The organism is Nocardia aobensis NBRC 100429, assembly GCF_000308375.1.
GTDB lineage: Bacteria > Actinomycetota > Actinomycetes > Mycobacteriales > Mycobacteriaceae > Nocardia > Nocardia aobensis.
Window position 1 is genome coordinate 14,013 of sequence record NZ_BAFQ01000025.1, and the last position, 22,968, is coordinate 36,980.

General features: G+C 69.1%; 22 protein-coding genes and 1 riboswitch. Of the genes, 12 read left to right on the forward strand and 10 right to left on the reverse strand.

All coding sequences use genetic code 11. From position 1 onward, the window contains the following. Positions 1 to 34: 34 nt before the first annotated feature. Positions 35 to 1,681, reverse strand: a complete 1,647-nt coding sequence (locus RJ03_RS03280; RefSeq protein ID WP_051024214.1) for a (2,3-dihydroxybenzoyl)adenylate synthase — start codon at positions 1,679 to 1,681, stop codon at positions 35 to 37. 166 nt (positions 1,682 to 1,847) lie between these two features. Here RJ03_RS03280 and RJ03_RS03285 point away from each other — a divergent pair, with 166 nt between their 5' ends. The 3 genes from RJ03_RS03285 (at position 1,848) to RJ03_RS03295 (ending at position 4,698) form a co-directional block, all read left to right on the forward strand. After that, positions 1,848 to 2,729: an oxidoreductase gene (locus tag RJ03_RS03285; RefSeq protein WP_036497952.1), complete on the forward strand. Its 882-nt coding sequence runs from the start codon at positions 1,848 to 1,850 to the stop codon at positions 2,727 to 2,729. A gap of 121 nt (positions 2,730 to 2,850) precedes the next feature. Continuing rightward, positions 2,851 to 3,321, forward strand: coding sequence for a carboxymuconolactone decarboxylase family protein (locus tag RJ03_RS03290; RefSeq protein ID WP_036497954.1), 471 nt, complete (start codon positions 2,851 to 2,853; stop codon positions 3,319 to 3,321). Between the two features lie 288 nt (positions 3,322 to 3,609). Continuing rightward, positions 3,610 to 4,698 carry a 3-deoxy-7-phosphoheptulonate synthase gene (locus RJ03_RS03295; protein WP_036497907.1) on the forward strand — a complete coding sequence of 363 codons (1,089 nt, stop codon included), beginning with the start codon at positions 3,610 to 3,612 and terminating at the stop codon, positions 4,696 to 4,698. Between the two features lie 53 nt (positions 4,699 to 4,751). Here RJ03_RS03295 and RJ03_RS03300 read toward each other — a convergent pair whose 3' ends face one another. Continuing rightward, positions 4,752 to 5,921 (reverse strand): pyridoxal phosphate-dependent aminotransferase, encoded by a 1,170-nt coding sequence (locus RJ03_RS03300; protein WP_036497908.1) that lies wholly within the window; start codon positions 5,919 to 5,921, stop codon positions 4,752 to 4,754. A 229-nt stretch (positions 5,922 to 6,150) separates the two neighbouring features. On the opposite strand from RJ03_RS03300, the gene RJ03_RS03305 reads away from it, so the two are divergent. Continuing rightward, positions 6,151 to 6,351, forward strand: coding sequence for a hypothetical protein (locus tag RJ03_RS03305; protein WP_030513254.1), 201 nt, complete (start codon positions 6,151 to 6,153; stop codon positions 6,349 to 6,351). A 50-nt stretch (positions 6,352 to 6,401) separates the two neighbouring features. Here the strand turns inward: RJ03_RS03305 and RJ03_RS03310 are convergent, their stop codons facing one another. Continuing rightward, entirely contained in the window at positions 6,402 to 7,343 is a 942-nt protein-coding gene (locus RJ03_RS03310; RefSeq protein ID WP_036497912.1) for a sigma-70 family RNA polymerase sigma factor, read from the reverse strand. A 66-nt stretch (positions 7,344 to 7,409) separates the two neighbouring features. Between RJ03_RS03310 and RJ03_RS03315 the strand changes: the two genes are divergently transcribed. The 4 genes from RJ03_RS03315 to RJ03_RS03330 all read left to right on the forward strand — a co-directional run bounded on the left by RJ03_RS03315 (position 7,410) and on the right by RJ03_RS03330 (position 12,056). Next, positions 7,410 to 8,000, forward strand: coding sequence for a GNAT family N-acetyltransferase (locus RJ03_RS03315; RefSeq protein WP_036497958.1), 591 nt, complete (start codon positions 7,410 to 7,412; stop codon positions 7,998 to 8,000). A gap of 144 nt (positions 8,001 to 8,144) precedes the next feature. Further along, positions 8,145 to 9,803 (forward strand): DNA repair helicase XPB, encoded by a 1,659-nt coding sequence (locus RJ03_RS03320; protein WP_036497915.1) that lies wholly within the window; start codon positions 8,145 to 8,147, stop codon positions 9,801 to 9,803. A 70-nt stretch (positions 9,804 to 9,873) separates the two neighbouring features. Beyond that, positions 9,874 to 10,539: a DUF3239 domain-containing protein gene (locus tag RJ03_RS03325; RefSeq protein WP_051024217.1), complete on the forward strand. Its 666-nt coding sequence runs from the start codon at positions 9,874 to 9,876 to the stop codon at positions 10,537 to 10,539. 86 nt (positions 10,540 to 10,625) lie between these two features. Next, the gene (locus RJ03_RS03330; protein WP_036497917.1) at positions 10,626 to 12,056 is read left to right on the forward strand and encodes a M1 family metallopeptidase; all 1,431 of its coding nucleotides are present in this window, start codon (positions 10,626 to 10,628) and stop codon (positions 12,054 to 12,056) included. A 31-nt stretch (positions 12,057 to 12,087) separates the two neighbouring features. Here the strand turns inward: RJ03_RS03330 and RJ03_RS03335 are convergent, their stop codons facing one another. After that, a complete protein-coding gene (locus tag RJ03_RS03335; RefSeq protein ID WP_036497919.1) occupies positions 12,088 to 12,876 on the reverse strand; it encodes a hypothetical protein in 789 nt (262 codons plus the stop codon). A 276-nt stretch (positions 12,877 to 13,152) separates the two neighbouring features. On the opposite strand from RJ03_RS03335, the gene RJ03_RS03340 reads away from it, so the two are divergent. Then, positions 13,153 to 13,671: an LppU/SCO3897 family protein gene (locus tag RJ03_RS03340; protein WP_036497921.1), complete on the forward strand. Its 519-nt coding sequence runs from the start codon at positions 13,153 to 13,155 to the stop codon at positions 13,669 to 13,671. A gap of 37 nt (positions 13,672 to 13,708) precedes the next feature. Here the strand turns inward: RJ03_RS03340 and RJ03_RS03345 are convergent, their stop codons facing one another. Further along, positions 13,709 to 16,063: a helicase-associated domain-containing protein gene (locus RJ03_RS03345; RefSeq protein WP_036497924.1), complete on the reverse strand. Its 2,355-nt coding sequence runs from the start codon at positions 16,061 to 16,063 to the stop codon at positions 13,709 to 13,711. A gap of 41 nt (positions 16,064 to 16,104) precedes the next feature. Between RJ03_RS03345 and RJ03_RS03350 the strand changes: the two genes are divergently transcribed. Continuing rightward, positions 16,105 to 16,293 carry a hypothetical protein gene (locus RJ03_RS03350; protein WP_030513263.1) on the forward strand — a complete coding sequence of 63 codons (189 nt, stop codon included), beginning with the start codon at positions 16,105 to 16,107 and terminating at the stop codon, positions 16,291 to 16,293. Positions 16,294 to 16,449: 156 nt separating this feature from the next. On the opposite strand, the gene RJ03_RS03355 is transcribed toward RJ03_RS03350, so the two are convergent. Together RJ03_RS03355 and RJ03_RS03360 are read right to left on the reverse strand one after the other, a co-directional pair. After that, positions 16,450 to 17,091: a resuscitation-promoting factor Rpf1 domain-containing protein gene (locus tag RJ03_RS03355; RefSeq protein ID WP_036497926.1), complete on the reverse strand. Its 642-nt coding sequence runs from the start codon at positions 17,089 to 17,091 to the stop codon at positions 16,450 to 16,452. Between the two features lie 9 nt (positions 17,092 to 17,100). Next, positions 17,101 to 17,258, reverse strand: a riboswitch (cyclic di-AMP (ydaO/yuaA leader). 316 nt (positions 17,259 to 17,574) lie between these two features. Then, entirely contained in the window at positions 17,575 to 17,808 is a 234-nt protein-coding gene (locus RJ03_RS03360; protein WP_036497928.1) for a hypothetical protein, read from the reverse strand. A 206-nt stretch (positions 17,809 to 18,014) separates the two neighbouring features. On the opposite strand from RJ03_RS03360, the gene RJ03_RS03365 reads away from it, so the two are divergent. Then, positions 18,015 to 18,443 carry a cold-shock protein gene (locus RJ03_RS03365; protein WP_174372251.1) on the forward strand — a complete coding sequence of 143 codons (429 nt, stop codon included), beginning with the start codon at positions 18,015 to 18,017 and terminating at the stop codon, positions 18,441 to 18,443. Positions 18,444 to 18,477: 34 nt separating this feature from the next. On the opposite strand, the gene RJ03_RS03370 is transcribed toward RJ03_RS03365, so the two are convergent. From RJ03_RS03370 to RJ03_RS03380, 3 genes are all read right to left on the reverse strand, one after another. Further along, complete coding sequence (locus RJ03_RS03370) at positions 18,478 to 19,017, reverse strand: DUF2771 domain-containing protein (RefSeq protein WP_036497932.1); 540 nt, start codon at positions 19,015 to 19,017, stop codon at positions 18,478 to 18,480. Next, a complete protein-coding gene (locus tag RJ03_RS03375; protein WP_051024223.1) occupies positions 19,014 to 20,768 on the reverse strand; it encodes an MFS transporter in 1,755 nt (584 codons plus the stop codon). The genes RJ03_RS03370 and RJ03_RS03375 overlap by 4 nt, the downstream gene beginning before the upstream one ends. A 90-nt stretch (positions 20,769 to 20,858) precedes the next feature. After that, positions 20,859 to 21,638: a glutaminyl-peptide cyclotransferase gene (locus RJ03_RS03380; protein ID WP_036497935.1), complete on the reverse strand. Its 780-nt coding sequence runs from the start codon at positions 21,636 to 21,638 to the stop codon at positions 20,859 to 20,861. A gap of 17 nt (positions 21,639 to 21,655) precedes the next feature. On the opposite strand from RJ03_RS03380, the gene RJ03_RS38990 reads away from it, so the two are divergent. Continuing rightward, complete coding sequence (locus RJ03_RS38990) at positions 21,656 to 22,948, forward strand: DUF3027 domain-containing protein (RefSeq protein ID WP_083870573.1); 1,293 nt, start codon at positions 21,656 to 21,658, stop codon at positions 22,946 to 22,948. Positions 22,949 to 22,968 lie beyond the last annotated feature (20 nt).

The window sequence follows — 22,968 nt, forward strand, 5'->3', positions numbered from 1 at the left end:
TCGGCTCGGCGGCAAGGCTGTTCGGCGACGAGGCTCAGCGCGATGCGGTCGCGGACTCGGTGTCGTAGCGGGACCGCAGGACCTTCTTGTCGATCTTGCCGACGGCCGTGAACGGCAGCGCGTCGGCCTGCTCGAGGATGTCGGGCAGTTTGTAGGTCGCCAGGCCACGAGCGGTGAGAAACTCCTTGACCTCGACCAGGCTCGGCATCTCGCCGTCGATCACCAGTACGGCACAGACCTTTTCGCCGAGGGCCGCGTCCGGCAGGCCGACCGCGGCCGCATGACGGACCGCGGGGTGGGCCAGCAGGTGTTCCTCGAGTTCGTCGCAGGAGATGTTCTCGCCGCCGCGGTTGATCACATCCTTGATCCGGCCGGAGACGATCAGGTGCCCGCTCGGCAGTCGCCGCACCAGATCGCCGCTGCGGTAGTAGCCGTCGGGGGTGATGGCGCGGGAATTGTGTTCCGGCGCACGGTAATAGCCGCGGATGGTGTAGGGGCCGCGGGTGAGGAGTTCGCCCTCCTCCTCGGGTGCGACGTCGTTGCCTTCGCCGTCGACCACGCGGACCTCGTCGGCGGGGGAGAGCGGGCGCCCTTGGGAGACCGCGATCGTTTCCTCGGGATCGTCGAGGCGGGTGTAGTTGATCAGCCCCTCGGCCATGCCGAACACCTGCTGCAGTGTCGCGCCCAGCGCCGGAGTCACCTCGCGGGCATTGACCTCGGCCAATTTCGCGCCGCCGACCTGCAGCAGCCGCAGGCTGGACAGGTCTGCCTCCTCCCATTCCACTGCCGCACACCACAATTGGGCCAGCGGCGGTACCACCGCCGTCACCGTGACGCCGTGGCGTTCGATGGTCGCGAACGCGTTCTCCGGACTCGGGTCGGCCAGCATGACGATCGACGCGCCGGCCGCGACCGTGCCCAGAATGCCCGGGCACGACAGCGGGAAGTTGTGCGCGGCCGGCAGCGTCGCCATGTACACGTCGTCGGCGGTCAGCGCGCAGACCTCGGCGCTGGCGCGGGCGTTGTAGTGGTAGTCGTCATGGGTGCGGGCGATGAGTTTCGGCAGGCCGGTGGTACCGCCGGAAACGAGCATCACCGCGATACCGGACGCGTCGACGTCCGGCAGCGAACCACCTTCGCGCGCAATCGTTCTCAGATCGATGTAGGCGCCGGGATCGCCGAGGACGAAGATCGTGCGCAGCGACGGCACCCGCTCGGCCACCGCGGCCGCCAGTTCGCGGTAGTCGAAGTCGCCGACCTTGTCGGCCACGATGTAGCCGGCCGCGCCCGAGAGCCGGGTCAGATGTTCGATCTCGGCCTGCCGATGCGCCGGCAGTGCCAGCACCGGCACGATTCCGGCGCGCAGCAGCCCGAACAACACCTCCACGAATTCGATCACGTTGGGCAGTTGGACCACGACGCGGTCGCCGGGCTCGAGTCCGGCGGCGAGCAATCCGTAGGCCGTGCGGTCGGCGCGGCGATCGAGTTCGCCGTAGTCGATCGGTCCGGCGTCGGTGTGCAGGGCGGGACGCCCGGGCCGGGTGCGGGCGGCGTCGCGCAGCAGGTCGCCCAGCGGTTCGCCGCGCCAGTAGCCCGCGGCTCGGTAGCGCTCGGCGAGTTCGGCCGGAAACGGTACGAAACCGTCGAGCAGGTCCTGCTGGGCGGGGGATATCGAAGTCACGGGTATCGCCTCACGGGTCGAGCTGCGCAGTATCGACGCTGCATTAGATAGGTTAGGCAACCCTATATTAGAAGGGGTGGCCTTGCGTCCCGGGTGGCCCGAAACGCCGCGGCCCGGCTCCGCGACAACAGCGCGCACCGGCCCGTGCCCGCCTAGACTCGTGCGGGTGAGCGGTTGGAACATCTCCGATATTCCGGACCAGAGTGGGCGCACGATCATCGTGACCGGCGCGAACAGCGGACTGGGCGCGGCCACCACCAGGGCGTTGGCGCAGGCCGGTGCGCAGGTGATCATGGCCTGCCGCGACGAGGTGAAGGCCCGCGCGGTCGCCGACACCATCGGCGAACGGGTGCAGGTGCGCCGGCTCGACCTGGCTGACCTGTCCTCGATCCGCGAATTCGCGCGCACGATCGAGGGCGCCGACGTGCTGATCAACAACGCCGGCGTGATGGCCCTGCCGCTGCGCCGCACCGCCGACGGCTTCGAAATGCAGTTCGGGACCAACCATCTCGGCCATTTCGCGCTGACCGGGCTGCTGCTCGACAAGATCTCCGATCGCGTCGTCACGGTATCCAGCGGCGCCCATATGATCGGCCGCGTCGATCTCGCCGATCCGAACTACCAGCACCGGCGCTACGAGCGCTGGCGCGCGTACGGGCAGTCGAAACTGGCGAATCTGATGTTCGCCTACGAACTTCAGCGCCGCCTCACCGCGGCCGGTTCGCCGAAGGTCTCGGTGGCGGCCCACCCCGGCTACGCCAGCACCGAACTGCAATCGCACACCGAGTCGTTCCTGGACGCGATCATGGCCCTGGGCAACCGCATTCTCGCCCAGTCGGCCGAAATGGGCGCCCTGCCAAGCCTTTACGCCGCCACCGCGACGGTCGAACCCGGCGCGTTCTACGGCCCGACCCGCCTCGGCGGCCTGCGCGGCTATCCCGAGCGCTGCGGCTCCTCGGCCGCCTCCCGCGACGAGGTCACCGCCCGCCGCCTCTGGGACCTGTCCGAACAACTCACCGACGTGAACTACTCGTTCGCCCGCCGCTGAGCCGAACCAATCGGGTGTGACCGGCATCACTTCCGGTGATGTCACACCCGGTGGGGGCCGTTCCGTCATCTCTGTGTAGCGACGCCGCGCAGCGCGGCTCACTTTCCACAGGAGGATGGTCATGGAACCCCGTTTCGCTCTGTTCAACAACGAGATCGCCGCCAAGTTCGTCAAGCGGATCGGTAACGCCGGCCAGGTCGTGGACAACTCGCCGCTGCCCGAGGCCACCCAGGAGTTGGTCAAGCTGCGCGCCAGCCAGATCAACGGGTGCGGCTTCTGCACCGATATGCACTCCAAGGACGCGGCCGCGGCGGGGGAGACCTCGGTGCGGCTCAACCTGGTCGCCGCGTGGCGCGAGGCGATCGTCTTCACCGAGGCCGAGCGGGCCGCGCTCGCGCTGACCGAGGAAGGCACTCGCATCGCCGATGTCCACCGCGGCATCAGCGAGGAGACCTGGCAGCAGGTGCGCAAGCACTACGACGACGAGCAGATCGGCGCGCTGATCTCGCTCATCGCGCTGATCAACGCCTACAACCGCCTCAACGTCATCGCCGGCACCCCGGCCGGCACCTACGAGCCCGGCATGTTCTGACCGCCGCACGCGAATTCGGGCCCGGCGCAGGATCGTCGGATCCCGGCCGGGCCCCGTCGCATCCACGGTGGCTGTGGGAGCCGTCACGTCCGCCCACCCGGCCGGACCCACCCGCGCCGCGCCCCTGGTACAGTCGCCCTCGTGCAGCGCGCGTATTTCTGGTTTACCAAGCCGGCCCCGGGTGGGTCGGTCGGTGACCCGCGCTGACCTTCTCCCACCCCGAGCCGGACTGCAGACCGGCTCCACGGGATTTCGCTCGGTGGGTCGGCCTGAGAAAAGGAACCCATCATGACCACCGCAGCCGATGTCGATGCCTCACACAGTGACCTCGACGATCAGCGCACGCTGAGTATCAGCCCGCTACTCTCGCCCGCCGAGGTTCGCCGCGAACATCCGATCGACGATGCGCTCGCCGACACCGTGCGGGCCGGTCGCGCCGCCACCGTCGACGTCCTCGACGGCGCCGACGACCGCCTGATGGTCGTCGTCGGCCCGTGTTCGGTGCACGACCCCGAGGCCGCCCTCGACTACGCGCGCCGCCTGGCCGCCAAGAGCGCCGAACTCTCCGACCGGCTGCACATCGTGATGCGCGTCTACTTCGAGAAGCCGCGCACCACGCTCGGGTGGAAGGGCCTGATCAACGATCCGCATCTGGACGGTTCGTTCGACGTCAACACCGGTCTCGGGCTGGGGCGGCGGCTGCTGGTCGACATCACGGGCCTCGGCCTGCCGGTGGCCTGCGAATTCCTCGATCCGATCACCCCGCAGTACATCGCGGATCTGGTGTCCTACGGCGCGATCGGCGCGCGCACCGCGGCCAGCCAGGTGCACCGGCAGCTCTCCAGCGCGCTGTCGATGCCGGTCGGGATCAAGAACGGCACCGACGGCGATGTGCAGGTGGCCGTGGACGGGGTGCGGGCGGCCGGTGCCAGCCACGTCTTCCCCGGCACCGATCTCGACGGCCGCTCGGCGCTCATCCGCACCAGCGGCAACCCGGACTGCCACGTGATCCTGCGCGGCGGTAGTGCCGGCACGAACTACGACGCCGCCTCCGTCGCCGAGGCCTGCCTGCGCCTGGAGAAGTCGGGGCTGCCGCAGCGGGTGGTCGTCGACGCCAGCCACGGCAACAGCAACAAGGACCACAACAAGCAGGTCGACGTGGTCACCGATATCGCCGAGCGCATCGCCGCCGGCGACCGCGCGGTGGTGGGTGTGATGATGGAGAGCTTCCTGGTCGCCGGCCGCCAGGACCTCACCCTCGGCCACGCCGACGATCTGACCTACGGCCAGTCCATCACCGACGCCTGCCTGGACTGGGAGACCACGGCGGCGCAGCTGGACCGCCTGGCCGACGCGGTTGCCCGGCGCCGGGGCTGAGACACGGTAGCGGTCACCTTCGGTCGCGGCTCGGGACGAAGGTGACCGCGCGGTCACACATGGGCCGCGTGCAGACGGCGGACCGCCTCGTCGAGTGTGTCGTCCCGCTTGCAGAATGCGAAGCGCACCAAGCGATTCCACGAGTCGCGGTCGTCGGCGAAGACTTCGATCGGGACCGCGACGACACCGAGCCGCTGCGGCAGCTCCCGGCAGAAGACCAGCGCGTCGGCGGAGCTCAGCGGGCTGATATCGGCGCAGACGAAGTAGGTCGCATCGCTGCGCTTGACCAGGAATCCGGCGTCGGCCAATGCCTCGGACAGGCGAATGCGCTTGTCGGACAGGCTGTCGCGAAGATCGGCGACCCACTGCTGCTCGTTCTCGAGGGCGTAGGCGACCGCCGGTTGGAACGGCCCGCCGCCGACGAAGCTCATGAACTGCTTGGCGGCCAGCAATCCGTCGATCAGCGGCGCCGGACCGCACGCCCAGCCGATCTTCCAGCCGGTGACGCTGAAAGTCTTCGCGGCACTGGAGATCACGACGGTGCGCTCGAACATGCCGGGCAGCGTCGAGATGCTGATATGGGTGTTGCCGTCGTAGACGAGATGTTCGTAGACCTCGTCGGAGACCACGATCAGATCGTGCTCGCGGGCCAGCTCCGCGATCGCCTCGAGGTCGGCGCGCGACAGGATCGCCCCGGTGGGGTTGTGCGGCGAATTCAGCAGCAGCATACGAGTTTTCGAAGTGATCGCCGCGCGCAGGCTGTCCAGGTCGAGGACGAATCCGTTGCCGTCGGGCACCAGCCGCGCGGTGCGGCGGGTGGCGCCGGCCAGGGCGACCACCGCGGCGTAGGAGTCGTAGTACGGCTCGATCAGCACCACTTCCTCGTCGGCCTCCACCAGGCCGAGTACCGCCGCCGCGATCGCCTCCGTGGCGCCGACGGTGACCACCACCTGCGAGTCGACGTCGTAGTCCACGCCGTAGCGGCGTTTCCGGTCCGCCGCGATCGCCCGGCGCAGAATCGGCATGCCACGCCCCGGCGGGTACTGATTCAGCCCGTCGGCGATGGCGGTGCGGGCCACCTCCAGCATCGTGGCCGGGCCGTCCGTATCGGGGAATCCCTGACCGAGGTTGACCGCGTCGTGGCGCACGGCCAGTTCGGTCATCTCCGCGAAGATCGTGGCGCGGAACGGGCGCAGGCGGGCGACGGTGGGGATGGCTGACATGGTCCCAACGTAGCGATATCGCCGCCGTGGCCGCGGCGCGCACCCCGGACCGGGGACCGGGCCGATGCTTGCCGTCCGTTCGCTAAGGTTGCGGCGCGATAGCGAAAGGCTATGTTTCACATTTCATTCGGGCGTGTGACCTGCATGGTTGTGCGGTTTCCTGGCGGCGGCTAGCCTCCCCGTGTTCTATCTCACAACCACTTCGGTGGTGGCTCGAAAGGGGCGATGTATGGCCTCCTATCTCGACCTTCTGCTGCATCCGGCGGCGGGAACGGTTCTCGGATACATCAACGACACCCTGCACAACATCTTCAGCAACGACTGGGGCTGGGGTTCCTCGACGCCGAACTGGGGTACCGGATCGTCCACGGGCAACTGGGGACTCGGTTCGAGCACCCCGGACATGTGGACCGGTTCGTCCACTCCGTAGTCCGTCGATACCGCGGCCGAGCCGCCGGGACGCTCGTTGCGTTCCGGCGGCTACGCCGGATCCCGGGGCAGGCGAATGCCACCGAGCTTCGCGGGATTGGCGATATCGTAAGTGCCCCAGATCAATCCGTCGCGGACGGCGAAGCCGACCACGCGCGGTGGTGATCCCGGCGCACCGTTGCGCGGGGCGCGCTCGTGCAGCAGCAGCCCGAGTTGGCCGTTGACGCCGACGAATTCGAATCGATCGGAGTCGGTGGGCGACAGTTCGGCCCGGTCCACCTGATACATCCGGATGAGCCCCAGGACGAACCGCGCGATCTTGTCCGCGCCGACGATCGCCCGCGCGGCCGTCTTCGCGGTGCCACCGGTATCGCCGATGAAGACCGAATCCGGATGCAGGGCCGCGACGACCGCGTCCACATCGCCGGAATACAGTGCCTCGAGCAGTCGCTGCACGGCAGCGAGATGTTCGGTGTCCGACACCGGTTCCGGGGCCGCGGCCAGTGCTTTCCGGGCCCGGACCGCGAGTTGCCGGGCCGCCTCCGGTGTCACCTCGAGCAGCTGGGCGATCTCGTCGAACGGCACCGAGAACCCGTCGTGCAGGACGAAGGCCACCCGCTGCGCCGGCGTCAGCGTGTCGAGGACCACCAGCGCGGCGAAACGGCAATCTTGTTTGCGCACTACCGTTTCCAGCGGATCCGGCAGATTCGACGGGGTCACTCCGGTGACGATCGGCTCCGGAAGCCATTGCCCCACATAGCTTTCCCGGCGAACGGCGGCGCTGCGCAGCCGATCCAGGCAGATCCGGCTGACCACGGTCGTCAGCCAGGCGCGCAGGTCCTCGATCTCGGACTGATGGGTGGTGGCCAGTCGCAGCCAGCTCTCCTGCACCGCGTCCTCGGCGTCGGCCACGCTGCCGGTCAGCCGGTAACCCACCGACAGCAGATGCGCCCGATGGGACTCGAACAGATCGGCGAGCAACGCGGCAACCATTGGCCCGATTCTACGGTCGCCGGAAATCCGCTGGGCCACCGCAGGGTTGCGTGCCAGCATGAAGCGGTGGAGGACTGTGTACTGACCGACGAGACGGTGTGGTTGTCGCGCCCGGCCGAGGCCGATATCGACGCGATCGTCGCCTGCTGCCGGCAGCCGTCGATTCCGGAGTGGACGACGGTGCCGGTGCCGTACCGGCGGGCCGACGCCGTGGGATTCCTGACCGATATCGTCGCGCCCGGATGGGCCGCCCACAGCCCGGTCTGGGCCGTGCGCACGGCGGCGGACGGGCCGGTGGCCGGCATGGTCGGCCTCGAGGCCGGCCCGCAGCCCGGCGCCGCCGAGATCGGCTTCTGGCTCAGCGACGCGGTGCGCTGTCGCGGGTTGATGACCCGCAGCGTCCGGTTGGTCTGTGATTTCGGTTTCGCCGCCGACGGGCTCGGCCTGAGCCGCATCGAGTGGCGGGCGTTCGTCGGCAACCTCGCCTCCGCCGCGGTGGTGCGGCGGACCGGCTTCCATTACGAAGGTCTGCTGCGCTGGGCCGGTGTGCAGCGCGGCGTGCGCAGGGATTCCTGGATCGCCGGGCGGCTGGCCGGCGACCCGCCGGGGCCGGCCACCGACTGGCCGCCCCTGCGCGGGCCCGGATCGGCGCACTGAGCCGCGTCCGGGTGCGAGTGCGCTCACAGCGAACATCTGCCCAGCTCGCGTAGGGTTGATGAAGGTTTGTCGGGGGGTCCGGCAACAATGTGGGACGTATTCCCCGAGCGCAGGGGGCCGACCCGAGAATCTGGAGGAGGTGCCGTGACGGACGGACCGCTCATCGTGCAGAGCGACAAAACCCTGCTGCTCGAGGTGGACCACGAGCAGGCCGATGCGGCCCGGCAGGCGATCGCGCCGTTCGCCGAACTCGAACGCGCACCCGAGCACGTGCACACCTACCGGGTGACACCGCTGGCGCTGTGGAACGCGCGGGCGGCGGGGCACGACGCCGAACAGGTCGTCGACGCGCTGGTCAACTATTCGCGCTATGCGGTGCCGCAGCCGCTGCTGGTCGACGTGGTCGAGACCATGGCCCGCTACGGTCGGTTGCAGCTGGTCAAACATCCCGCCCATGGCCTGGTGCTGGTCAGCCTGGATCGTGCGGTGCTCGAAGAGGTGTTGCGGCACAAGAAAATTCAGCCGATGCTCGGCGCCCGCATCGACGACGACACGGTCGTCGTGCACCCGTCCGAGCGCGGTCGGATCAAACAGATGCTGCTGAAGGTCGGGTGGCCGGCCGAGGACCTCGCCGGGTACGTCGACGGCGAGGCCCATCGCATCGATCTGGACTTCGGCACCCACGAATGGCATCTGCGCGACTATCAGGAACTGGCGGCCGACTCGTTCTGGGCCGGCGGATCCGGGGTGGTGGTGCTGCCCTGTGGCGCGGGCAAGACGATGGTCGGCGCCGCCGCGATGGCCAAGGCCCAGGCGACGACGCTGATCCTGGTCACCAACACCGTGGCCGGCAGGCAGTGGAAGCGGGAACTGCTCGCACGCACCTCGCTGACCGAGGACGAGATCGGGGAGTACTCCGGCGAGCGCAAGGAGATCCGCCCGGTCACCATCGCCACCTATCAGGTGATCACCCGCAAGACCAAGGGCGAATACAAACACCTGGAACTGTTCGACAGCCGCGATTGGGGCCTGGTCATCTACGACGAGGTCCACCTGCTGCCCGCCCCGGTGTTCCGGATGACCGCGGATCTGCAGTCCCGGCGCCGGCTCGGGCTCACCGCGACGCTGGTGCGCGAGGACGGCCGCGAGGGCGACGTGTTCTCGCTGATCGGCCCGAAACGCTACGACGCGCCGTGGAAGGACATCGAGGCGCAGGGCTGGATCGCGCCGGCCGAGTGCATCGAGGTGCGGGTCACGCTCACCGAAGCCGAACGCATGGCCTACGCCACCGCCGAGCCCGAGGAGCGCTACAAGCTCTGCTCCACCGCGCGCACCAAACTCCCCGTCGTCGAATCCATCCTGGCCCGGCACCGCGACGCGCCCAGCCTGGTGATCGGGGCCTATCTCGATCAGCTCGACGAACTCGGCGAACATCTCAACGCTCCGGTCATTCAGGGCTCGACCCGCACCAAGGAGCGCGAGGCGCTGTTCGACGCGTTCCGCAACGGCGAAATTCCGGTTCTCGTGGTCAGCAAGGTGGCGAACTTCTCCATCGACCTGCCGGAAGCGTCCGTGGCCGTGCAGGTTTCGGGCACCTTCGGTTCCCGTCAGGAGGAGGCCCAGCGCCTGGGCCGGCTGCTGCGCCCGAAATCCGACGGCGGTCAGGCGCACTTCTACTCGGTGGTGGCACGCGACACGCTGGATGCCGAATACGCGGCCCACCGCCAGCGTTTCCTTGCCGAACAGGGGTATGCCTATCGCATCACCGATGCGGACGACCTGCTGGGCCCGGCGATCGGGTAGGCGCTCCCGATCGGCGGCGGTGGGCGTGCCGTTGGGTTACCGCTGCCGGACAGATGTGAGGATTTGAGACGTGCGACGCTTCGAATTCGCGGTCGACCGCGAACATGCCCGGGCGGTGAACGAAGTCGTCCGCGATATCCGGCGGCTGCGGATACTGGCGTTCACCGCGGCCATCGTGCTCGGCCTCGGCACGGCCGGGCTGATCTGGCTGAATCACCCGTACTCGTTCCTGCTGGCGGTGGCCTTCGCGTTGGCGACCATCAGCGCGCTGTTCGTCGCGCTGTGGACGCCGTACCGCTCGCGCATCGAGAAGTTGTACGCCGAGGGCGAGCTGGTTCCGGCCGTCGTGTCGGGGCAGCATCCGAAAGGGATCACCCTGCTCGCGCTGGTGAACCTCGCCAAACCCGGCGCGGTGCCGCGCTACGCGCTGATCACCCGGGTGGTGCGCGCCCTGCCCGGACACGACACCGACGCCGGGGAACAGGTGCCGGCGGTGACCGTGCGAGCCGATCGCGCGCCGCGATCGGTCGGCGACCTGCGCCAGCCGGTGAGCGCCATGCCGATCGCGTGGGGCACCCGCGACCTCGGCGTGATCGAGCGCGCCCGCGCCGCGATCAGCGATGTGGAATGGAAGTTGCTGGCCGACAACCTCGGCCTCGCCGAGAAGGTGGGCCGGGTCGACTCGCAACGGCTGCTGCTGGATCCGCAACAGCTGCCCGAGGAACTGCGCGGTTGACGCGTGTGGCGGCTCCCGCGCGCAGCGAGGCCGACTAGCATCGTCGGTTGGTCGGCACGCCGTGCCGCGAAAGGGGTGGAGGGTTGATGAAGTCGCATGCCTGGGCACGGTGTCTCACGGCGGGAGCGTTGTGCGGGGTGGCGCTGGTGCTCCCCGCCCAGGTGCAACCGGTGCCGGCGCAGGCCCAGCCCGCCGCCGATCCGTTCACCGGATCGCCCGGCCTCGGCGACCCCTACTATCCCGATGACGGCAACGGCGGCTACGACGTGCAGCACTACGACGTCGCCATCGATTACGACCCGCCGAGCAGGCATCTCACCGGTAGGGCGCGGATCGACGCGGTGTCGACGCAGCCGCTGCGCGCGTTCAACCTCGACTACGCCGGACCCGCGGTGGCGAAGGTGTCGGTGAACAATCTGCCGGCGGGCTTCACCACCGGCGGTGAACACGAACTGACCGTCACCCCGGCGCTGCCGGTGCTGCCCGGGCTGCCGTTCACGGTGACGGTCGACTACGCGGGCACCGAATCCGACGATCCCGATTCCGGCTGGACCATCTCGCCGAGCGGTGGCGCCTTCGCGGCCGGCGAACCGCATTCGGCGACCACCTGGTACCCGCTCAACGACACCCCGGTGGACAAGGCGACTTTCGATCTGCAGGTGACGATTCCGCAAGAGTGGCAAGCGGTGTCGAACGGCCTGCGGGTCGGCGATACCGTCGCCGGGGACAAGCGCACGGTGAAGTGGAGTTCGAGCCATCCGTCGATCGGCTATCTCACCACCGTCGCGATCGACCACTTCGATTTCCTCGAACAGCGCCGCGCGAACGGCACTCCGCTGATCAGCGCCTTCGCGCCGGGTGCGGACAAGGGCCGGGCGCTCGAGCAGCGGCTGCCGGAGGTGCTCGACTTTCTCGAATCCCTTTACGGCCCCTATCCCTTCGAGAGCGGCGGCGGAATCTACGTCGATACCGACCTGCATTTCTCGCTGGAGACCCAGACCCGGCCGATCTACGCGCCGTGGACCGATCTCGACACCGTCGTCCACGAGAACACCCATCAGTGGTGGGGTGATTCGATGTCGGTGCGGAACTGGTCGGATATCTGCCTGAACGAATGCTTCGCCAGCTATACCGCCGATTATCTGTGGCCGGAGCGGAAAGAGGGCAAGGATGTGGACGCCCTCTACCGCAGCACCATCGCCAAAACCCACGACAATCCGGGGTATTGGGACATTCCGCTGCAAAATCCCGGGGCCGGAAACGAATTCACCACGGTGTATTCCCGGGGGCCGCTGTTCCTGCACGCCCTGCGCCACGAACTCGGTGACGACGTGTTCTTTCCCGCCGTGGCGCAATTCGTGCGGTCACATGCCTACGGCAACGCATCCATGCCGGAATTCCGCAGCTTCATCCAAACGAAGACCGCGACGGATCTGAGCGGATTCTTCACCGCCTGGCTCGATACCACCACGCCGCCGGCGGACCAGTACCTGTACCCGGGTTCGCTGCGCGGCTGAACGCTCTCGGCGCCAACACTTTTCGTGGTTATCAGCGCAACTCGTCCACGCGCCGCTGCGCCTGCTCGAGGTCCGCGTCGGCTCGTCGCAACGCCGCTTCGGCGGATTGAACCCCCGCCGCGGCGAATCGGCGGGATTCCTCGGCCTGCGCGAGTTTGTCGCGTAACGCGGTGATCCGCTCGGCCAGCGCGGCCACGTCGGAGCGTTGCCGCTCGAGGTCTGCTGCCGCCGAATCTCGTTCTGCACGAGCGGCTTCCAGCGCCTCCCGGGCGGCGGCCGCCTCGTCGGCGCCGGTGTCGGCAGGTTTCTCGGTTTCCTCGTCGGGGACGGCCGCCAAGGCGGGCCCGGCCGGGCCGAAACCGGCGTAGTCGACCGCGGCGGCCAGCACGCCGGCACGGACCTGGTCGGCCACCTCCGGATCCGCCAGTGCCGCATTGAGAGTCTGCGCGACCGCGCGCAACGCCGGTTCGGTGAGATTCTTCCCGGCGTCGGAGGCGAGACGAGCGGCCTTGTCCGTCAACGCGTTCACCGCTTTGCGGCGTTGGTCGGCGAGGGTGCGCATCCGGTCGGCCGACAGGGTGCGCTGCGCCTCGCGCAACGCCTCGCCGAGATCCAGCAGTGCCCCCAATTCCTGGGTTGCCTTGTGCGCCAGCAGATTCACCGCCCACGCCGCGACGGTCGGGCGTCGCAGCCGCGATATCGCCGTGGCCAGCTGTTTAGAGCCGTCGGCGCGCGCGGTGCGGGCCGCTTCGTCGCGAGCGGCGACGAATTCGGTGGGGTCGAGGGCGTAGAGCTCTGCGGTTGTCTGCTCGAGCTTCATGCTGCAGAGCGTAACGATTCGGGCGAGGATATCGACTACAGATCGCGCGTGTGCGGCTGCACCCGCGGATTGTCGAAAGGTGTATCGGATCGTGAATTCCTTCGGGCTTCTGCTACTCAACCACCTGCTGCCCAGCATCGTGAACTATTCGCTGATGGGTTTGTACGGCCTGCACTCGCTGCACATGTGAGGCAGGACCCGCCCGGCAGGGCGGGCGGGTATCCTCCCCACCACGTTCGCCATAGGTGAGCGGCTCGGCGAGAAAGGTTTTCGTAGGTGAAGTTCGCAGGACCGAGACCGATCAAGGGTCTCGTGCTGGCGCTCATGGCGGTCGCCGCCCTGACTGTGACCGGCTGTTCGATGTTTTCCGATGCGGCAAAATCCGATACCGCCCGCGCGAAGGTCGGTGACTGCATCAATGTGCTGGAGGGATCGCCCGCAGATTCCAGGACCGAGCCGGTGGATTGCTCCTCGGCCAAGGCCGTCTACACGGTGAAATCGACCTCCGACAAGAAGCAGGACTGCGGGACCGAATACTCCTCGTACGAGGAGACCTTCAACGGCGGTACCACCGCGTTCCTGTGCCTGGCGCCCAATCTCAAACAGGGCAACTGCTATCACGAGGACAAGACGACCGGATACTCCTATGCCGAATGCGACTCGGCGGAGGCGACGGTCAAGGTCGTGAAGCGGGTCGACGGTCAGAACGACGAATTCCTGTGCGACGCGAATTCGACCTTCCTGACGCTCTCGGAGCCCAAGACCACGTTCTGTCTGGCCAACCCCAAGAGCTGAGCCCGCGGTCGGAGGCGCGCCCGCTTTCAGCCGCGGGTCACGACTCGACCAGGGCCACCGACGCGATCCGGTGCAAAGTGAAGTGCCGGATCGCGCCGGTGTCCGGATCGGTCGCATCCAGCTGACCGCCGGCCACCCGCACCGGTTCCACGATGCGCTGGGTGGCCACGCCCTGGGCGTCCACGTAGCCGATGTGCACCGGGCGGCGCACCCGCACCGCCAGTTGCAGCAGCGCCAGCGTGGCCGCGGTACTCGTGCGGGTGCCGTCGCTGCGGACGCGCTGCCCGGACCGGCTGCGGGCGGCCTTCTCCCCGGCGCGTAGTTCGCCCACCAGCAGCCGCAGCTGTTCGGCACTGGGCGGAGTGGGGCGCCAGGCGTGGCGTTCGTTCGGCCGGGTGGACAGCCGCGCCCCGCGCGGGCGCAGATCCACGATCGCCCCCGACGAATCCTCGCCGGCCGGGCTGAAACCAGCCGCACGCAGCCGCTCCAGCACCTCGCCCAGCGGCGCCTGCGAAATCGCCACCGTCGGCGCGACGGCCCGCAGCGCCAGCTCCGCTGCCACGGGAGCGGCCAGCACCTCGGCCAGCAGCGCCGGATCCTCACTGCGCACGAACGATTGCGCCATCCCGGCACGCAAGCGCCCGTGCCGGCGTGCCACATCGTCGATCAGGTACGTCAGCGATTGCGGGACCGGGGTGCGCGAATGGGCGGTGAACAGCTGATGCAGTTCGGCGGCGGTCATGCCGGCGTCGAGCGCGCGCCGCACCGATCCTTCGCCGATGCGGTACACGGTGGCCGCGCCCGCGGATTCGATATCGGCGACCAGGGCGATGCGCTCACGCAGTTCCGGTACGAGCGGTCCCGGGGCGACCACGGTCAGATCGGCTTGGACGAGTACGTGATCGACCGGTTCCGGCAGTGCCGCGTCCATTTCGGCCTCGGCGTCGGCGACGGTACCGTGCAGCAGCGCCCGGCCCGCGGAGGTCAGCGCGCCGCGGCCGACGACGCCCAGCGCCGCCGCCTCCGACAGCGTGCGCTCGACCGCCTCGATGCGGAAATGTCTGCGCCGCCGCGGCATTCGCCAGCTCAGCACGCGCGCCACATCGGCGGCCGTGATCGCCGTACCCGGGGGAAACTCCGCGGTCACCGCCAGAATCGCACGTCGATCGGGGACGGCGTGTGCGGTGCGCAGCTCCGCCGAGAGGGCGGCCAGCGGTTTGTCGTTCACATCGCGCAGGCCGATCATCCAGGGGAATCGGTCCAGCTCCAGCCAGGCGTGGGCGAGCACCGCCCACCGGCGCGCCGCCGGGCCCTCCAGCCAGCCGTCCGAGGCGATGGTGGGTGCCCAGTAGTCCTCACCGGCGTCGTTGTCCGGGGGAGGTTCGGGAATTCCCTTGTCCAGCAACCGGGCCGCCGCCAGCACCTCCACGAGCAGCCCTACCCGGGCCTCGTCGAGTCCGGTCTGTTTGGCGATGCGCCGCAGTTCCCGCACACCCAGGCCGCCCGCGCGCAGCACCGGCGCCGGCAACTGGGAGAGAACCTCGAGGATGTCGCCGGCGTGGCGCAGCAACTCGCCGACCTCACCGGCGGCCGCGGCGTTGACATCGGCGGCGGAGTGCTCGCGAGTCTGCGGCTGCGGGGGTTCGAGTACATGGGGATCGGTGACCGGCTCGCGCCGCAGCACCTGGCCGACGGCAGACGGGAGTTCGACCGTCTCGTCGTCGATCCAGATCAGGAGCCGGCGGGCCAGCAGCCGTTGGATGGGCCGCTCCGGATCGGTGCCGGGCGCGGCGTCTCGGGTGCGGCCGCGGGGGCCGGTGGTCGCCAGTTTGTCGAGCAGCGCGCGTTCCGCGCCGCCGATCTCGCGCAGCGCCGCCTCGATCTCGGGTTCGGTCAGTGCGTCGGGGAGTTCCGTGGTGGCGCCCATCTGCCACGGCAGCGCCTCGGGCGCGGCGGCCACGACGAACAGATCGTCGGTGCCCCACACCAGCGCACGCTCGATCAGGCGCGCGAGCGCGGTGTCGACGGCCGCGGCGGATACCCGATCGGCGAGCAGTTCGTGCAGGCGCCCGCGGGGCAGCGGTCGCTCCTGGCGGCCGCCGCCGAATGCGTTGTGCGCGGCGAGGGTTTCGATCACGGCGAACTCGAGTGTGTTCAGATCGTCGGCGGCGCGCAGTACCGACGCCCGCTGTTCCGCGCGGGCGGCCAGCACGGTCATCGAACCGGGCAACGGCACGGCGAGATCGGGGCGCAAACCCAGCAGCCGGACGAGATCGTCGTCGCTGCGGGAGCTCAGCCAGTCGGTGAGTGTGCCGAGCTCGGCGGGTCCGGCGTCGGCCCCGGAATGCGTCCCGGCGCCGTCGTCGGAGGCTCGGGCATCGGTCGTGGTCATCCAATCCAGACTACGGCGAGCGAACATGCCAGAATGAGGCCGTGGTGAACAAATCGAAGAAACCCTACGTCGACAACGGCTGGCCCCAGGTGGACCACGGTGACCATGCGGTCACCGAATTGTCGTCGACCCGTTCCGGTGGCCTGTCGCCCTACGGTGAGGACACCGAGTTTCCGGTGCCGGCTGACACCCTGCCCTACGTGCATCCGCACACGGTGGTCAACCGCTGACGCGAACACGAAGAAGGCCCGCGTTCCGGTAGGAGTGCGGGCCTTCTTCGTATCCGGGGTCGCATCGGGAACGTGGAGTTCGCCGCCCGGGTACGCAGAGAAGGCCCGCATCGCGAGATGCGGGCCTTCTCTGCAGGGGGAAACTATGTGAGTGGTCTAGTTGGGCAGCAGGCCCTTGTTCGCCTCGTAGAAGTTCACGATCGACGGATCCAGCTTGGCGCCACTGGCTTTGAAGGCGTTGTACGCGTCGAGCGCCGGCTGCGGCAGCTGCACGCCCTGCGCCTGTGCGACGGTGACGGCCTTGTCGACGGCGGAGAACACCTGCTGGTTGCCGTCGGCCGGGGCCTGGGTCGAGGCCTCGCTCTCGGGGGCAACCGGCTGCCAGCGCGGAGTCTGGGCGGGAGAGGCGGGCAGATCGCGCTGAGTCGCGCTGCCGTGCAGGCCGAGGCTGGAGGAGCAGGAAGGCCACGCGCCCCAACCCTGGGTCGCGAGCACCTTCTCGGCGACCGCGATCTGCTGGTCGCGGCTGGCCTGGTTGGCCGACGGAGCGTACTGCGTGCCGCCGTGAGCGGCCCACGTCGACTGCGAGAACTGCAAACCGCCCTGGTAGCCGTTGCCGGTGTTGATGCCCCAGTTACCACCGGATTCACACTGTGCGAGGCGGTCCCACTCCGAATCGGGAGCCGCGGCGGCGTGTCCAGCGAGAGCCACACCCGCGCCACCCATGATCGCGGTGGAAACAGCGACCTTGGCGACGGTGCGACCGGTGTTGGTCTGCTTACGATGGCGTCCACTCATGTCGGGTCGTCTTCCTCTCGTACGCGCCTGCGAGGTGAGCTGTCGGGTTCGGACTGAGAGGCCGTCCGGTCCCGGCTCGCCGGGACTTCACCCCAAGGGAGCGGTCGTTGCCGGCCGTTCCCGCTTCCCTGCGGAGGCTTCGAAACCCGGTTGAGCTCCGAAAACCTCTGTGGGAACGTGGGTTCCCCGCCCTCGCCCCTGCTTCCGTCGGGGTCCGTACCCGCGGGGCGAGGCTCGGTGCGGCGGGCCGGTGGTGCCGGGATGTCCCGGCTGCGATAGACGGTACGACGATCCGGCGGAAAAATCACTATTTGGTAACCGGCGTGTATGACCGGTCGTGCTGTGCCGCAAGACCTTCCGAATCCGCGTCTGTGCAGGTGAGTGCGGCGTGTCACCTCCGAGTGCGGGTCGTGACCGTGGCGTTACCGCGCCGTTATGTGACGAAGGTCACACGTGTAATTGCCCGGCGTGTTGGGGATACGGTCAACGAGCGCGTCGGCCCGACCAGAGCGCGAACGCGACCGCGAGCAGCAGGCCGAGCGGAGTCGCCGCCATCGCCACCAGATACAGCCACAGCGGCGGGTTCCCGTCGGTCAGGATCGGCGTGAGGAAAATGGCGACGATCGCGAGCAGGCCGATCGCGAACAGGCCCACGGCCACCCGCAACAGCACGTCACTGGAGCCCCGGGGTGCGCGGGGCGAGGAGGAGTCCGGCATGGGTGCACGGTAAAACGGATGTGCTTGCCCTATCCCCACCGGGGTAGACTCGAACCAATCGCGTCCTGCATAGCTGTGTGGGGCGCGTTCTTTTCGCACAGAGATAGGTTCCGGCGTTCTGCCGGGACCTACGTCCGTGTCCGGGGTCGTTCGCCGTCCCGCGGGATTCGGACGGACCGGACAACGATGACGAACGGGTGAGCGCAGTGCCGACCGGCAAGGTGAAGTGGTACGACGTCGACAAGGGCTTCGGCTTCCTTTCCCAGGATGAGGGCGAGGACGTCTATGTTCGGTCGTCCGCCTTGCCCAAGGGTGTCGACGCGCTCAAGCCCGGCCAGCGCGTGGAGTTCGGGATGGCCGCCGGTCGCCGCGGCCCGCAGGCGCTGAGCCTGAAGCTGCTGGACCCGCTGCCCTCGGTGCGCAACGCGCAGGGCCGCAACGACCGCGTCCGCAAGGAAGCTCCGGCCCATCCGCGCAAGGCGCCCGACGACCTGCACGGCATGATCGAGGACATGATCACCCTGCTGGAGGCGACGGTGCAGCCGGAGCTCCGCAAGGGCAAGTACCCCGATCGCAAGACCGCGCAGCGCATCGCCGAAGTGGTGCGCGGGGTGGCCCGCGAACTCGATCACTGAGTTCGCGAGCACCGCATTCGCGAGCGGGCCGCGCTCACGCGGCCTTGATCGACCACGCCTGATACGGCGAGAAGGCCTCGTTGCCGGCCTCGTCGCGCACGAGCAGCAGCAGCTGCACCTCGACGCCGATCAGGCGCAGGTTCGGTTCGGGATGGCTGTCCACCGTCACGGCCAGGGTGCCCTGCGGGTAGTCCCGGTACGACGCCAGGTGCTGCACGGTCTTACCCGGATTGTCGATCTGCTGGTACTCCAGCACCATGACCCAGGGCGCGTCGGCGATGTGCCGGGGTAGCGACAGCTGCACCGGGTAGCCCAGCGGCGGATTCAGTTCCGCGGTGATCTCGGTGCGCTTGCAGTCGGGCGAGACGCGGCCGTGCGGATCCGGTTCGCCGATCGTGCAGTACAGATAGGGCGGAACCGTGACGGTTCTGCCGTGCGCGTAGGCGGTGACCGTGGGATCGGCCTCGTGCGCGTTGTGCACCGCCACCGCCACGATGCCGGCGACGGCCGCGGCGACGACCAGAACTGCCGCCAGGGCCAGCGCGAGGATCGTGCGGGTGCTGGGCTTGGTCACTGTGGCTGTTTTCCTGTCGCTAGGGGGACTTCCTGTTTGACGTGCTGCGGACGGTTACCGCCCAATCCGGGGAGCAGCGAATGCCCACGGTAGCTCACGAAGGTTTGCGCCAAACCGAGCGCCAGGACCGCCGTGACCACCGCGAAACCCTCCCAGTACACGGTCGGCAGCAGTACGCCGCCGGCACCGCCGACCACCCAGGACAACTGCAGCACCGTTTCCGAGCGCCCGAATCCGGAGGCGATCGATTCCGGCGGCAGATCGTCCTGGATCGAGGCGTCCAGCGAAACCTTGGCCAGTGCGCTGGCACAGGCCGCCACCAGCGCGGCGACCGCTGCGCCGATCAGATTGTCGAGCAGCATCGCGACGACGGCGACGGCGGTGCACGCCGCGGTGCACTCCACCACGATCAGCGACGGCCGGCCCAGTTTCAGCCGGGCGCCGGTCGCGTTGCCGGCGAAGTTGCCGATCGCCGCGGCCGCGCCGACCAGTCCGAGCATCGCGGCCTGCTGCACCGGGCGGTGTTCGGTCGATTTCGCGACGAAGGCCACGTAGAAGGTGAGAAAGCCGGTCAGCACCCGGATCGCGCTGTTGCCCCACAGTCCGGTGACCACCGACCGGCCCAGCGGCTGCCGGCGCCGGCTCGGTTTCACCGTCGATTTCTCGCCGCGGTCCAGCACTTCGGTGCCGCCGTCGCGGCTGTGGTAGCCGAGGGTCGCCGGCACCTCGCCCTCGGTGACCTCGACCCAGGACGGAATGCGCAGGCTCAGATAGGCCCCGGCCGCCGCGATCAGCGCCGCGAACACGAGGGCGCCGACGGACCCGGCCACCGCGGCGACCGCTCCGGCCACCGCGCCCGCACCGAGCGTCCCGCCGACCAGGCCGAATACGGTGAGCCGGGAATTGGTGCGGACCAGATCGATCCCGGGCGGCAGCACCCGTGGCGTCACCGCGCTCTTGAGGACCGCGAACGATTTGCTCGAGATCATCATGCACAGCGCCAGCGGGTACAGCGCCCAGCTGTCGAAATTGAAGATCAGCAGGATCGCGAAGACCACCCGGATCGCGAACGAGGCCGACAGCGCGAGTCTGCGCCCGCGTTGCAGCCGGTCCAGCAGCGGGCCGATCAGCGGCGCGATCACCGCGAACGGCGCGATGGTGATCAGCAGATACAGCGCCACCTTGGTCTTGGATTCGGCGGTGGCACTGGCGAAGAACAGCGTATTGGCCAGCGCCACCGCGATCGCGGCGTCGAGGGCGAAGTTGGCCATCGTCGCGTAAACGAGTGCGGTGAGCCCGGATTCGCCCGCGCCGTCGGCCCGCGCCGCGCGCTGGAAGGTGTGGAAACCCTTCTCGGTGAGGTGCCTGGTGCGCATCGCCATCACCCGCGTCACCGTCATCTTGCGAGGGACACGTTGGCGTTCGGCGATTTTCGCGTCCTTGGGCCGGGGCCGATCGGCCGCGTTCGAGGTCTGGGAGCTCGGCGCCTCGGACGACTCGCCGGCACGGTCGTCGCCGTGCGAGCCGCGCGGAGGGAGCGCTCGCGGCGGTTCGCCCGACGCCATCCGCCGGGTCACGAATTCGGGCACGTCCGGTTCACCGTTGCGGCGCGGGAGCGGAGGCAGTGGTGCGGACGACGGGGCGTTCGGCGGCGGGTACCGGTCGTAGCCGGGATGCCGCCGGGTAGCGGGATACTCCTCGCCGTCCCACGGACCGGGTTCGGTGCCGGAGGGTTCGCGGGAGGCAGTCACGATTCGATTCTCTCGCACTCGGCCGACGCGTGGACATCGGCCGGGCTGTGATCCGATGCGTGTCGGCCGCCGTCGGGGCGACCGTCGCGCTCACATCGGGACGAATCGGACCTCGAACATGGTGGGCCAGTACTTTCCGGTGATCAGGAAGCGGTCGGTGCCGGGGATCTGGGCGATGCCGTTGAGGACGTCGGCTCCCGTGCGCTCGGTGGGGCGCAGCAGGCCGCCGGCCTCGATCTCGGCCAGTACCGCGCCGCTGACGGGATCGATGTGCAGGATCTGATCGGTCGGCCACACGTTGGCGTAGATCGAACCGTCTGCGGCGCAATCGAGTTCGTTGAGCCGGGCGTCGTGATGGCTGGTGAGCCGGATCGTTCCGGTCGTCGCGAAGGTGGCGGGGTCGCGGAAGGTGAGGGTGTCGCTGCCGTTGCTCATCACCACGCGGTCGCCCCGGGTGCACAGGCCCCAGCCTTCGCCGTCGTAGTGGACACGGCGGCGTTCGGCGAGTGTGCGCGGATCGCGGGCGAAGGCGGTCTCGTCCTTCCAGGTGAGTTGCCAGACGGTGTCCCCGGCGCGGGTGACGCCTTCGCCGAAGTAGTCGCCGGAGAGTGTGGCGGCGGCGATCGGCGCGCCGGTGGCGAGATCGGTGGCCCGCACTCCGGAGTCGCCTTCCATCCCGGTGCTCTCGTAGAGAACCGGGCCGTCGACCTCGAGTCCCTCGGTGAATGCGGCCCGGTCGTGCGGCCGGGTGGCGACCACCTCGACCCGCAGGCGCGGGGTGTTGTCGTCGCGCTCACAGGCCGTGGCGGACAGCATTGTGGCCGCCGCGATCAGCACTGCTGCGGCCGCCGCACGGCGTTGGCATTTCATACGGCAAAATGTAGGGCGTGAGCGCAGTGTCTGTTTCGGAGTCCGGCGTGCGACCGATCCTGGCGGAGGCGGTCGACCTGGCTCGCCGTGCGCTCCTGGAGTTGCAGCCCACGGGTGTGGGCGAACATCTGGGCGTCACCGGCGAGAACGAGTGTGCGGCCACCCATCACTTCGCCGCGACCCTGCCGGGGTACCGCGGCTGGCAGTGGGAGGTCGTGGTCGCGGCCGCGCCCGATGCCGAGTACGCGACGGTCAGCGAGTCCGCCCTGCTGCCCGGGCCCGACGCGCTGGTGGCGCCGGACTTCGTGCCGTGGGATCAGCGCATCCGCCCCGGCGATCTGGCCCCTGGCGATCTGCTCGCCCCGCGCGTCGACGATCCGCGCCTGGTGCCCGGATATCTGGAGACCGGCGACCCGGTGGTCGACGAGGTCTGTGAGGAGATCGGTCTCGGCCGCCGCCAGGTCCTCAGCCGCGAGGGCCGCGTCGAGGCCGCCGAGCGCTGGTATTCCGAATTCGGTCCCGACACCGAGATGGCGCGTTCGGCCCCCGGCACGTGCGGAGTCTGCGGCTTCTTCGTGCCTCTCGCCGGCGCCCTGCGCGCCGCCTTCGGCGTCTGCGCCAACGCGATGGGCGCCGACGGCCGGGTGGTCCACGTCGAATACGGCTGCGGCGCCCACTCCGACACCGAAATGCCCACCGGAGCCGGCTCCCCGCTCTACGAGGCCTACGACGATGCGGCGATCGAGGTCGTCCCGGCGGAGGAATTGACCGCGCGGGACGGATCCGCCGATGCGGAACAGTCTCCCGCCACCGAGGGAGCGAGTGCGGAGGACACACCCGCCGGCGACAACACAGCCGCAGCGTCGACCGCGGCCGTGGCACCCGGCGGCGAAGGTACTGCCGAGGCCGAATCGCCGTCGACCACCGTGGACGACGTCTCCGCGACCGGTGGCAGCGGAGCCGACGCGACAGCTGCGGGCGAGCCGTCCGATTCGGCTGCTGCTTCGCCCGAAATCGCCTCGAACCCTTCGGCTTCTGTCGTCGAGCCGCAGGAACCGAGCGCCGCGGCAGCCGGTGGCGATGCCGATGGAGCTGCGGCGCGTGTCGAAGCCCCCTCTGCCACCGCGGGTGCCGCAGCCGCCGATGCGGACGACGAGCCCCCTGCGGCTGCCGAGCCCGCCGCGGCCGAGGCGGATCACTCCTCCGCCGAGCGCGCGGCCGGGGTCGAACCGGTTCGCTACAGCGATGCCTGGGCGGTGTCCGCGGTGCGGGTGCAGCCGGGTGAATCCGGGGCGGCGGAGGAGAACTGACGAGCGCGAGCGGGGGAGCC

Excerpts from the sequence above, each read along its gene's own strand:
- RJ03_RS03300 (WP_036497908.1), bottom strand. The coding sequence starts at position 5,921 with ATGTCAGCCATCCCCACCGTCGCCCGCCTGCGCCCGTTCCGCGCCACG.
- RJ03_RS03360 (WP_036497928.1), bottom strand. The coding sequence starts at position 17,808 with ATGCCGGACTCCTCCTCGCCCCGCGCACCCCGGGGCTCCAGTGACGTG.
- RJ03_RS03310 (WP_036497912.1), bottom strand. The coding sequence starts at position 7,343 with ATGGTTGCCGCGTTGCTCGCCGATCTGTTCGAGTCCCATCGGGCGCAT.
- RJ03_RS03290 (WP_036497954.1), top strand. The coding sequence starts at position 2,851 with ATGGAACCCCGTTTCGCTCTGTTCAACAACGAGATCGCCGCCAAGTTC.
- RJ03_RS03335 (WP_036497919.1), bottom strand. The coding sequence starts at position 12,876 with ATGAAGCTCGAGCAGACAACCGCAGAGCTCTACGCCCTCGACCCCACC.
- RJ03_RS03305 (WP_030513254.1), top strand. The coding sequence starts at position 6,151 with ATGGCCTCCTATCTCGACCTTCTGCTGCATCCGGCGGCGGGAACGGTT.
- RJ03_RS03355 (WP_036497926.1), bottom strand. The coding sequence starts at position 17,091 with ATGAGTGGACGCCATCGTAAGCAGACCAACACCGGTCGCACCGTCGCC.
- RJ03_RS03380 (WP_036497935.1), bottom strand. The coding sequence starts at position 21,638 with ATGAAATGCCAACGCCGTGCGGCGGCCGCAGCAGTGCTGATCGCGGCG.
- RJ03_RS03295 (WP_036497907.1), top strand. The coding sequence starts at position 3,610 with ATGACCACCGCAGCCGATGTCGATGCCTCACACAGTGACCTCGACGAT.
- RJ03_RS03345 (WP_036497924.1), bottom strand. The coding sequence starts at position 16,063 with ATGACCACGACCGATGCCCGAGCCTCCGACGACGGCGCCGGGACGCAT.
- RJ03_RS03330 (WP_036497917.1), top strand. The coding sequence starts at position 10,626 with ATGAAGTCGCATGCCTGGGCACGGTGTCTCACGGCGGGAGCGTTGTGC.